The organism is Aquirufa echingensis, assembly GCF_042714525.1.
GTDB classification, from domain to species: domain Bacteria; phylum Bacteroidota; class Bacteroidia; order Cytophagales; family Spirosomataceae; genus Aquirufa; species Aquirufa echingensis.
Window position 1 is genome coordinate 491,019 of record NZ_JBBKYA010000004.1, and the last position, 11,822, is coordinate 502,840.

Below are 11,822 nucleotides of genomic sequence, written 5' to 3' on the forward strand. Positions count from 1 at the left end.
AACCTGGGGTTATAAATTTTGCCTAGGGAATCGACGCGAAATGCATCTCAAACTTTGGCAAACCTAGAAGGATTGCCAAAGAAGAGTTAGCTAGAAATAATGGATCGCCCTTACGCGATAGACTTCATTTTTACGGGCTTCACGGTAGGATCCGTCGATGAATAATTGCAGCCAAGCAATGTTTTGGTCCGTAATTGTTGATCCCATGTATTCCGTGGAAGACCAATATAGGTCCGTTTTATCGATTCCGCCGATTTTGTCAGCCTGCAAATAAATTTGATTCAATTCATCTTTGCTAGGCAAGAACCATTCACTATAGCCACCATAGGTATAATTCGCACATAATCTTGCCGCGGAATTTAAGGTACCGCACATTCGAACAATTTCAGCGGAATTCGATTTTCCTGCTCCGATGTTTTCAGCGCGCGCTTTGATGATGGATAATCCGGGACATCCCCAATACGTTGATTTGGATATATCCTCCGGACTGACAACAAATCCATGTTGCTCACCCCGAACATAACCAGGATCCGTTTCCTTGAAGAAATAACTGATAACCCCTCCTTGATGCAAATCGCCTATTTTTAAAGAACCTTCCGTTGGGTTGGTTGGGGTCACAGGTTTTGTTGGGTCAACAATCACCACAGGTACACTTGAAAGCGTTTTGAATGTCATGGGTGATCCGTAAACAACGCCTTTGGCATTGATGGCATAAGCGACGATGTAGTAGGTTTTGTTTTCAGATAGATTCGCCAAATAGTAACTGAATGGGCCTAATCCAATTGCAACTGGGAATTTCAGATTATTGATTGTTGGATTAGGGACAATGCTAACACAGAATCCTTTTTCTGTGACTGTAGTATTTCCTTCCGCCGTCAACGTCCCAGTGAGTACTGCTCCATGCGCTGTGATGTCGGTAACCGATACCGTTTTGACACTCGGATAAGTGTATTCACCCGTCGTGAATGGGATGGGTGCTCCGTAGGCAGTGCCTTTTTTATTCGTGGCGAAGGCACGCATGTAATATTTTACATTTGTTTTGAGATTCGTGATGACGAGTCGGTAAGCGCCAATTCCCCCTGGGATGAGAAACTTTTGGCAAGCATTTAAGTCTTCGATATCGGGACATAATAAAAACCCTCGTTCGGTGATGTCGGAACCACCCGTATCCATAACCTCGCCTTGAAAATTTGCGGTTGTATTGGTGATTTCGTTGACATGTGTGCTCGAAACGACGGGTGGGCTAAAATTAAATGTCGTAAAGCTGAGCTCATCACCGTAGGAAATCCCTAGTTCGTTGATGGCATAGGATTTGACATAATAGGTTGTGTTTTCGTTCAGGCCATTGAGGAAATTGTCAAAGGGGCCTTCGCCTTTTCCACTGAATACTCGGTTGTCTTGAATGGTGGGATTGGGATGGGTGCTGAAACAGAATCCCCGATCAAAAACGAGTTTTCCTCCGTCATAGCCAACGATTCCAGCGACTTGGCAGGAGTTGATGTACACATTTTTGATTTTATCGGTGCTGACTTCGGGTAGGGTATATTCGCGGGTAGAGAAGGTTTTGATGGTCCCGAGCGAGGTGGTTTCTGAATTTTTTGCGAAGGCGACGAAGGAATATAAGGTCTCGGCTGCTAATCCTGTCACGAGTACGGCGAAGTCCCCATTGCCTGCGCTTGCGTTTACTTTATGTTTGAGCAGCTCGTCGGGGTTGTTGTGGTCAGCATAAAAAAAACCTCGCTCGGTTATGCCAAGCAAATCTTCTGTGGCGTTGTGTCCTTGCAGCGTGACAGATGTGGCACGTGGATTAATAGCCTCTTTGGTTTCGACATTTGGGGCAATAGGTAATGCCTCTTTTTTGCACGCGGCAAAAAGGCAAAGCAGGGCGAGCCAACAAAAAAAGTTTTTAGAACTAAGTTTATGCATGCAATCTTTGACACGTCAGGCCAAGGATAATTTGCGGTAATATTAGGAATTTAAATTGATAATTTGGGAGCTGTCCTGAGGAATGTCAGTTAGAAAAATTGAAGTTTTTTGTAAATTGCGACATAATATTTCGGTGTGCGCAAGGAAGCAAATTTTCGAATTTGTACCTTTGCAACATAGAAAAAATTAGAACTAGGATTGTTTAAAGCCTCCCTGAGATTCAGGGAGGCTTTTTTTCTAATTAAGCCGTCACCTTTCCTATCGCACAACTCACATAGGATTTCGCCTCCTTCAGGAACGTATTATTCCCTTTTTCTGGATAACCCATGCCATCCATTTTTGTGACAAAAACGGATTTATCTAAATGGTCTCCGTGAATGATGACCTTTTCCTCGTCGAGGATAATTTCAACCGATTTTACTCCGGGAAATGCTAATAGCGCATTTTTAATGCCGTTTATACAACCGCCGCATTTGATGTTTTCAACAAAAATTTCCAAGGTTTCCATAAGATCTTTGTTTGATGTACGCAAAGATACCTATAGAGAATGACACGGGATGTGACGAAAATCATGATCTTACAAGATTGCCTTAATCTTTTCCCTAACACCTTTTTTCAAGCGATACGTGATCAATCGCTTATCTTCTGTGGAGGCGGTACGCTCAATGGCATTTTTGATGTTGTAATAGAAGGCCAGTTTTTCATTAACCTGTTTGATGGTCATGAATCGAATTCTTCGCTGGTTTTCTTGAGATTTTGTACCACATTCCAGAATTTCATTCAGCTCATTCGTCGGGATAAAATTATCACCCGAATCCATCAAGGCTTTCAATAGTTTTCGTTCAAGTGAATCAAAAGTAGGTTGTAGCTTACGCTTTCGTTGGTAAATCCAATACGCGCCCGCTGCTAGGATAAGCAATATCGCAGCACCTAAATAGTAATTGTGGTAGTCGGCTTCATAAAATTTGCCAACAAATTCTGCCTTCTTCAATAACGCATTTACCGCTACAATAGAAAGTGGTCCGCGATGCATAAAGTGATAATACTTGATTGTGTCGCCGCTTAGGTAGTATTCGCCTCCTCCTGCCTCGAAATAGGTAGCATTATCTTTGTAAAGGTAGACCTCATTTTGCCTAGGATCGATGATGTAAATCCGGTCACGCGCCATTTGGATAAAATGTGTTCCATTCCAATAGATTGTACGATGTTCTTTCAAAGGGATAACATCCGTAATGTTGCCTAAAACTTCCCAGGTTTTATTCTTGAAATTGAAGCGTTGAAATTCTTTTACATAATCTATTTTTTCATCCTCCAGGTAATTTTTGTTATTGGCCCCCCCAGAATAAAAGGCGTCATCTTTACGCGAGTAGCCTTGAAATCCGTCGGAAATCATTTCTGGTCCCTTGTTTTTCGGTCTTAATATTTCCCATTCCTTTGATGATTTTTCATCAAAATACGTGATGTGTCTGTTGTAAGACCAAAATCCCTCACCACCTACGGAATAGAGTAAATTATTTCGATAAAAGCGAACAGCGCTGAAATTGTAACCGCTATGTATTGTACGGTCCAAGCGGGTAAGGTTTGCTGATTTTAAATCGAAATCGAATACGATTCCTGTTCCTTGTAGGACAAATCGGATGGATTGGTTGGGAAGGTAAAAGTAGTCGGCTCGGTTAAATTTGCTAATTATGGTCGCTTGATCCTGATCTGAAAGCGTAATAGGACTAACAATCGCCCATTGGTCAATGCTTATTTCTCTTTCCCAGTTTCGGGTATCTACATTGATACGTTGTCTTAAATTTTGCTTGTTCGGTAGCCAATTTATATAATGATCAAGCGCCATGCTCGGACATGAAACGCTTAATAATGCGAATAAAATGAAGTTTCGAACTAGTTTAAACACGCTAATGAATTTTGATGCAAATTAGCTAAATCAACTAAATTATCATGGATTTCTACCTGATGAATTTGTTATAATAACGTGAATAACAGATTTTTTAACGGATTTGTCATCTTATCCAAGCTATTTTGATATTGAAACATTCTGCTAGCTAAAAATGAAATTACTTGTAGCCTATTTATCTCTTTCCATTTCAGCCCTCTGTTTTCCCGCTTTTTCACAAGATATTCGTGTTAAAACCGTAAACAAAAATGTACTCGTTTTTGATTCGAGTACCCCTAAACTATTAACGGATTTAGGAATTGCTGATCGGTTTCACGTTTCGCGTTATCAGGAATATGCCGACTTCAACGGCGATGGGAAAAAAGACTTTTTCATCAACTATGCGGGTAACCCGGAGAAGGCTTACATGAGTGCCTTGTTTGTACAGAAAACGGTGAATGGTAAAATGCAGTGGGTCGAAGATGTCAATTACCGCGTCAAGCAAAATTCAGATTTTGGATTTGTGACAGGCTTGTCGGCGGATTTCAACGGCGATGGGAAACGAGACATTTACCAATACACTCAAAATTACCATGGAAAGCCTGGGAATCAACCACCCAATTTTATAGGTAGAAAAAGTAATTATCCGGACAATTATTTAATTAACACAGGATCAGGATTTAATTATGTCATGGGAGATTATTATTTTGATGGTGATCAATCCAATGGCGATTATCTAAATCAAAAGGAACCTATCATCTTAGATCCCGATAAGGATGGAATACCCAATGTTGTGTTTGCCAACTTGGGCCAATTCGGTAATGACGTGTACCAGAGAAAGCCTGGTCTATATGATTTATTTTATTCGTATGAAATGGATGCGAATAACAAATGGATGCGGGAATTTTTATATCCCAATGCTAATCCAATTGGGTTTTGTTGTGATCACTTGGAGGCATTTCCGTTTAATGGGCAAGTTGTCAACAACAAAGACTACTACTTCTTGCTACGCTATGATCAAATGTGGGATAAGTCAACGGGTAAAGTACAGCCCTTTACTTCATGGAACTTGTCGGATAATCAATACGTAGTTCAGCAGTATCAAATTCGGAAACAAGATTTAAGTCTCAATTTTGACAGCAATGGGGCTCAGGATTTTGGACAGCTACAACGCGAATATCCTTATTCCATCGTGAATGATTGGGGAACGCATTTTGCGGATTTGGATAAAGATGGAAATCTGGAAATGATTACCCTCGAATGGGGGAATAATAAAGGGACGGATAATCGCCCGAATAAAATTGGGATCTATAATCTGAAAGGGGAGGAGATATCCGCTCAGTGGTTTGATAATCGATTGAATTATGATAATACGAACTCGCATGGGAATGGTATTCACTTGGTCGATGTGAACAATGATGGCTTGGTCGATATCGTTCCGCAGAACGGATGGTATGAAAAGAAAAACGATCAATGGGGCTATTTTATATTCATCAATAATGGAAAGAAAATGGTGAAACGTTCGGTGGTTTTCCCAACCAACGATCATTCGAGTGAATTTTTTGATCAAAGTGGAAATTGGAAAGGTTTCAAGATTCCCATTGATTTCAATGGTGATGGCATCTATGAAATCATGCAAATTCGCATGGATTATAACATCGATGTTGTTGAGTTGAATTTAACGGATCTTGATAAGGATGGTATTATCGATGACTTGGATAATTGTCCAAAGTCATACAACCCGGACCAAGCGGATGTCGATAAAGATGGCATCGGAGATGTGTGTGATGTGCTGAATTCTTATTTGGTCAATCCCATTAAATTAAAAAGTACTGAAACGGTAGATATCTATGCGATTAAAAATCCATTTGCCTATGAGAATGATAATGGACGTATTGTGAATGGATTAGAGGATTTTCATCCGCCATTTGACCGAGGAACCATTCCTTTGGATTACAACCAAGATGGGAAAATGGATATCATCCATTCGAGTACTTACATTGATGGTATCAATTCTCCCATAGAGATGGGGCATACCTCAGCACCGCTTTATTTTAAAAATAAGGGCAATTTTAGTTTCGAGGTGTATCGAAATCCCAATTACCTAGATTACAGTATTTTCCATGGCATTCAAAATTATGACCTCGTGGATGTCAATAAAGATGGCAAAATGGAAATCTTCCCAGGAGGGGAACATTATCACTGGGAAATGGGTGGAGCTGATAATTATCCCAAATTGTTGTTTTGGATGGATAAAAACAACAATCACCGCGTAGGACTCGATTACAGTAAAGGGGAATTAAAATTAAACCGCTATTATTCGTTTAAAGACCAAAATTACCTGATTGATGAAGTAGCTAAAATTGATATTTCCACAGAAAAAGCGAAGGATCCTAGTAATATTTTTGACTCGATTCAGTCGATTGGATCTGGGGACATTGACAATGATGGCGATGTGGATTTGGTCCAAATGGCACACAGCACGAGTGGACGTTACTTTTCCGTGATGCTGAATGATGGCAAGGGTAACTTTACGTTGACAAAAACGAAGACCGACATGACCTTTCCGGAAGGCCGACTGATCTTAGACGATTTGAATCAAGACGGGAAATTGGAATTGTTGGGCGTCGGGAAAAAGGGAGATTCGAAACAATTGTATTTATACCAATACGATAATTTGGGAGGGACGAGTTTTGATTTTCAAAATCCCAAACAGCTCGATTTGGTGTATAATGCAACGGATCCGATTAATCCAGGAAATCAAAGTTTGCGGTCCTTTAAAAAGCAGGATTTGGATGGCGATGGGAACCCGGAATTCATTTGTTATTTGACGAATCAATATTCAGGATTGGGTAGTTTGGATTTTCAGCCTACTAAATTGGCATTAATTGAACCGCACAATCAGGTGCTTGTTTATACGAATACCAAAGGTGTTTTGAGCAATACGACGACCAAATTCATTCCGGATCAAAAGAATTTAGGCAAATGGTTTAGTAATGAAAGTGGCATGTATTTCATGGATCTGGATTTGGATGGAAATTTAGATTTAGTGCCGTTTGTTAATACGCTGGAACCCGTTTATTTGTGGAATGGAACGTCAGATTTTCAATATTTCAGTTTTAACCCTACAACGAAGAAGTTTGAGTACAAAAGCAAACCCAATTACATTTCATTATTCCCAACGTCAGATAAAAATTATGGTTATGTGGCTAAAAATTTAGGGCGCTACGCTTATGATTATGCGGATTTAGATGGCGATGGGGCATTGGAAGTGATTCAGCCATCGGTTAATCTAGATTTAGATCCCAATGTGAAGGGGAGGGAAAATTATCTGTTGATCATTAAAGATAAAGCCTTAGATAAGCGCCCAGATGATGATGGCGATGGTGTGAAAAATGTTCAAGATAAATGTCCTAATACCGTCGCAGGAGCTAAGATTGATGCGACTGGTTGTGAAATTGTGTTAGCCACAGCAAAAGAAGATGTTGGTCTACTCATTTCACCCAATCCATTCGATCAATTTGTGAAAATTACGTACCCCACTAGTTTTGGTTCTTTTGTTACGGCTGAATTGACGGATATCAAAGGGGCTTTGGTTTGGAGGAAAAATCAGGTGACGAATGATGAGCCATTTGATCTGTCATTCTTGTCGGCAGGCAATTATTTCATGAAAGTGTTGTCGTTGACGACGGGGCAGTCGCAGGTTTTGAAATTAAGTAAATCAACACATTAATGAAACGATTACACATTGCAATTGTTTGTTTGGGTTTAGTTGCCTGCTCCAAAGAAATTTTAACCCACAAATTAAGTACCGACGCAAGTCCCATGAATGGAGGAAACGTTTCCCCGCTTGGGAATTCCTATGAGCATGGGCAGCAGGTAAACCTAACGGCTACTCCCATTGGCGAGTATCTCTTTAAAGAATGGAAAGGGAGTGTGACAGGAACAACGAATCCGGCTAGTTTGGTGATGGATGCCGACAAGCAAGTAACCGGTGTTTTTGAGAAGCGCCAATATCCTTTGACTTTAACGATTGAGGGGAATGGAACGGTGAAAGAGGAGGTGATTGCGGTGGCGACACAATCGCAGTATCCGTCGGGGACCACGGTGAAGTTGACCGCAATAGCGAGCGAGGGTTGGAAATTTGATCGATGGACTGGAGATCAGGCTAGTACAAATAATCCTATAAATTTGCTGATTACAAAAAATATCTCCTTACATGCAGATTTTAAACCTATCACATTTGATTATTTGAAATCATCTTTTGAATTGAGGAGTAATACCAAGTGGCTTGATTATTATGATATCCCTAAGCAAAATCAAGTTGATGTTTTAAGCCCAGCTGGAAAGTCATATTTAGGTGGTGTTGCAATGGCTGATTTTAATTTAGATGGTTATCTGGATGTTGTCATGGCCCCAGGTGTAAATCGAAATATTCGTATTCCAGTTGAAATGTATTTTTATAATCCAACCAATGGAAATTATGTACTGAATACAAGTTCGATTGGTGGAAATTTAGGGACCAATTCTATCATAAAATCATTAGTCGGGGATTTTAACGGAGATCAAATTCCAGATGTATTTTTTGCTGATTCAGGTTCTGAATACGGACCAATGCCTAGTACGGGTTGGCCGGGAGAGAATCTAAGTATGCTATTAAGTGAATCTAAAGGTAAATTCAAGCTTTCTATTTTAACACAGTTCCCTATTAATTTTTATCATGGCGCATGCTCAGGTGATTTTGACCGTGATGGAGATTTAGATATATTTTTACCTGCTGATTGTTCTTTCCTGTTAAATGATGGGAAAGCGAATTTCACTCGATCTTTGGATGTTTTTGAAAATCCTGTGAAAGGAATTGTGACTTGTGAGCTGGTTGATATTAATCAAGATGGTTATTTGGATTTAATTGTTGGAGGACAGAATACTTTCGCTGATTTACCCGGCTTTATTGACGCCAATAGAATTTATTGGGGTAATGGGAAAAAATATGAACTTAACCGTTCCTTGGCATTGCCTGAGCTTAGTGGATGGGACTTGACCTTGGATTTTGGCTTTACAGATTTAAATTCTGATGGTCAAAAAGAATTAATTGTGTTGCGTACCGGCGATAGTTCAGGAAAAGGTACACAGTTTTATATGGGTTATAATTTTCAAATTTTAGCTGGGGATAAAAGTGGTTTTCAAGATCAGACAGCTATTTATTTTAAGGAGAACTATAATTTATCTGGGCGAAACATACCAAGTTTTTTGGTGGGAGATTTTAATCAAAATGGCTTAATTGATATAGTTCATCCGGATAAAGGTTCATCTTATGGTTCTCCTAACAATAAGAATCCCTCAATCATTTGGGAAATTGATGCATCAGGAAAATTTGTAAAGAAATAGCAATTCATTTCAATTTTGTTTTTTTTTGAAACATGAACAAACGCCAATTTCTCAAATCCACTCTCGGCCTCAGCCTCGCGCCTTCGTTGGCAAAATTACTCGCACAACCCGCCGCGGCTGATGATGAGTTATATTGGGCGCAAATACGAAAAGCCTATCGCATCAAGCCCGACTACATTAATTTAGAAAATGGCTATTACAATATCCTGCCGGAAGCTACGCTCGAAAAACACATTCAGCATATTCGAGATGTGAATTACCAGGGGGCTTATTACATGCGGACGACGCAGTTCCCCGACCGCAAAGCGATGAGTAAATTGGTCGCGGAAGTCGTGCATTGTTCCCCGGATGATTTGATTTTAACCCGGAATACGACGGAATCCTTGGACATGATTATCGGAGGTTTTCCCTGGCAAGCAGGTGATGAAGCCGTGTTCGCTATCCAGGATTATGGTGCGATGCAGGATATGTTTGAGCAGGTTGCTCGCCGACAAGGCATCGTACTCAAAAAAGTATCGTTGCCTCTGCATCCCACGAATGATGATGAAATCGTGGAGCTTTATGCGAATGCGATTACGCATAAAACCAAATTGCTTATGGTTTGTCACATGGTCAATGTGACGGGCCAAATTCTTCCCATCCGCAAAATTTGTGACATGGCTCATGCGAAAGGTGTCGAGGTAATGGTCGACGGCGCACATGCGGTCGCACATATTGAATTCAATCTCCCTGATTTAGCCTGCGATTATTATGGAGCAAGTTTACATAAATGGCTAGCCGTACCTTTGGGTGTAGGGATGCTATATGTGAAACCTGAACATGTCAAAAAGATTTGGCCGGTATTTGCTGAAAATGAAAGTGCCGTTAAAGGCATCGAACGCCTAAATCACCTAGGGACAAATCCCGTGCATGCACATTTGGCGATTCAGGATTCGGTGGAGTTTTATCGCCAACTAGGCCCTGCTCGGAAGGAGGCGCGTTTGCGATACCTCCAACAATACTGGACTAAACAGGTCCGAAATCTTCCCGGCATTATCCTAAATACCCCCGAAGAACCAAAACGCCACGGGGCGATTGCGAATGTAGGCGTCGCCAAACTGAAACCTGCCGAACTAGCCAAGCGCCTTTTGAATGAATTTAAAATCTACACGGTGGCCATTGATGGCAATGGCGTTCATGGTTGTCGGATTACCCCAAATGTCTTCACGAGTACCGTGGAACTCGACCAATTGGTTCGGGCATTGAAAGCTTTGGCCTAAAAAAAAGCCCGCTTCTAGATTGCCCCCAAAAAGTTAGACACTTATTGGGGGCATTTTTATGAACAAAAGAAACAAGTATGATTACAAGTTTAGGCTTCAATGTGTTGAAGCCGTAATCAAAGACAACTGCTCGATACGAACAGTTGCTCAAAAAAAAGGAGTTAACATCACTAATTTACGCCTTTGGTATCGTTTCTATGAACGATATGGCAAGGATGGGCTGAAAGAAAGAAAATACCAATTCTACACCCCATCTTTTAAGCTCATGGTGCTTCAGTCTATTGAAAAGGAATTTCTATCTTTACGGGGAGCCTGTGCACGATTCAATATCCCAAGTGAATCGACAATTATCAAGTGGAAAAAGGTATATGAAATAGAGGGTGTAGCGGGCTTGAATTCTAAACCTAAAGGACGACCAGCTAAGATGTCAAATTCCATCAAACCCATCGCAAAGAAAGCCCAGAAGCCTCTAACAAGAGAAGAAGAATTACTTAAGGAAAACGAATACTTAAGGGCTGAAAATGACTTACTAAAAAAGCTTCAAGCCTTAGTTCAAGCAGACAAAAAGCGCAAGCCGTAAGTGAACTAAGGCATAAGCACAGGTTAGCAGTATTGCTTACTTGTGTAAAAATGGCAAGGAGTTGTTTTTATTATTATTCAAAACAAGGGACCGAAGACAAGTACTCGAAGCTAAAGCAAGAAATTGAACTGATCTATCATCACCATAAGGGCAGATTGGGTTATCGTCGTATAACCATTCTACTGCGTCAAGCTGGCCACCTAATTAATCACAAGACTGTTCATCGACTAATGACATGCTTGAAATTAAAGAGCTTGATTAGAAGGAAGAAATATAAATCCTACAAAGGAGAGCAAGGTAAAATAGCGCCCAATATTTTAAACAGGGCTTTTAAAGCAATGGCTCCTAATCAAAAATGGACAACCGATGTAACAGAGTTTAATGTATTAGGAAGGAAGCTATACTTGTCGCCTGTATTGGACTTATACAATCAAGAAATCGTCTCCTACGACATATCAGAACGACCTGATTTTAAAAATGTCATGAATATGCTAACAAAGGCAGTGAAAAAGAAGTCAAAGTCAACAGCCCTTCTGATGCACTCGGATCAAGGATGGCAATACCAAATGAAGCAGTATCAAAGTGTTTTGAAAGACAATGGAATCCAACAAAGCATGTCTAGAAAAGGAAACTGCTTGGATAATGCAGTCATGGAAAACTTCTTTGGAACACTAAAATCGGAACTGTTTTACCTGAACAAATATGAGTCAATAAAACAACTAAAGAAAGAAATCAATGAATATATCAAATACTACAATTATGAAAGAATCAAACTCAATTTAAACGG

General features: G+C 40.3%; 7 protein-coding genes. 4 read left to right on the plus strand and 3 right to left on the minus strand.

Annotation, left to right across the window (positions count from 1 at the left end):
• Nucleotides 1-90: 90 nt before the first annotated feature.
• The 3 genes from SKC38_RS10095 to SKC38_RS10105 form a co-directional block, all read right to left on the minus strand.
• Nucleotides 91-1,926 (minus strand): Lcl C-terminal domain-containing protein, encoded by a 1,836-nt coding sequence (locus SKC38_RS10095; RefSeq protein WP_377977014.1) that lies wholly within the window; start codon nucleotides 1,924-1,926, stop codon nucleotides 91-93.
• A 241-nt stretch (nucleotides 1,927-2,167) separates the two neighbouring features.
• Nucleotides 2,168-2,434, minus strand: a complete 267-nt coding sequence (locus tag SKC38_RS10100) for a heavy-metal-associated domain-containing protein (protein WP_377977015.1) — start codon at nucleotides 2,432-2,434, stop codon at nucleotides 2,168-2,170.
• A gap of 69 nt (nucleotides 2,435-2,503) precedes the next feature.
• The gene (locus tag SKC38_RS10105; protein WP_377977016.1) at nucleotides 2,504-3,829 is read right to left on the minus strand and encodes a hypothetical protein; all 1,326 of its coding nucleotides are present in this window, start codon (nucleotides 3,827-3,829) and stop codon (nucleotides 2,504-2,506) included.
• 154 nt (nucleotides 3,830-3,983) lie between these two features.
• Here SKC38_RS10105 and SKC38_RS10110 point away from each other — a divergent pair, with 154 nt between their 5' ends.
• The 4 genes from SKC38_RS10110 to SKC38_RS10125 form a co-directional block, all read left to right on the plus strand.
• A complete protein-coding gene (locus SKC38_RS10110) occupies nucleotides 3,984-7,541 on the plus strand; it encodes a T9SS type A sorting domain-containing protein (RefSeq protein WP_377977017.1) in 3,558 nt (1,185 codons plus the stop codon).
• Entirely contained in the window at nucleotides 7,541-9,196 is a 1,656-nt protein-coding gene (locus SKC38_RS10115; RefSeq protein ID WP_377977018.1) for a VCBS repeat-containing protein, read from the plus strand. The genes SKC38_RS10110 and SKC38_RS10115 overlap by 1 nt, the downstream gene beginning before the upstream one ends.
• Nucleotides 9,197-9,228: 32 nt before the next feature.
• The gene (locus SKC38_RS10120) at nucleotides 9,229-10,455 is read left to right on the plus strand and encodes an aminotransferase class V-fold PLP-dependent enzyme (protein WP_377977019.1); all 1,227 of its coding nucleotides are present in this window, start codon (nucleotides 9,229-9,231) and stop codon (nucleotides 10,453-10,455) included.
• A gap of 58 nt (nucleotides 10,456-10,513) precedes the next feature.
• A protein-coding gene (locus SKC38_RS10125; protein ID WP_377977020.1) for an IS3 family transposase occupies nucleotides 10,514-11,822 on the plus strand; the annotation gives its coding sequence in 2 pieces (ribosomal slippage) (nucleotides 10,514-10,997 and nucleotides 10,997-11,822; 1,310 coding nt annotated over the 2 pieces). This gene is flagged as partial in the annotation.

Bases quoted from the DNA above. Each gene is read 5' to 3' on its own strand.
- SKC38_RS10095 (WP_377977014.1), bottom strand. From the start codon at position 1,926: ATGCATAAACTTAGTTCTAAAAACTTTTTTTGTTGGCTCGCCCTGCTT.
- SKC38_RS10110 (WP_377977017.1), top strand. From the start codon at position 3,984: ATGAAATTACTTGTAGCCTATTTATCTCTTTCCATTTCAGCCCTCTGT.
- SKC38_RS10115 (WP_377977018.1), top strand. From the start codon at position 7,541: ATGAAACGATTACACATTGCAATTGTTTGTTTGGGTTTAGTTGCCTGC.
- SKC38_RS10120 (WP_377977019.1), top strand. From the start codon at position 9,229: ATGAACAAACGCCAATTTCTCAAATCCACTCTCGGCCTCAGCCTCGCG.
- SKC38_RS10100 (WP_377977015.1), bottom strand. From the start codon at position 2,434: ATGGAAACCTTGGAAATTTTTGTTGAAAACATCAAATGCGGCGGTTGT.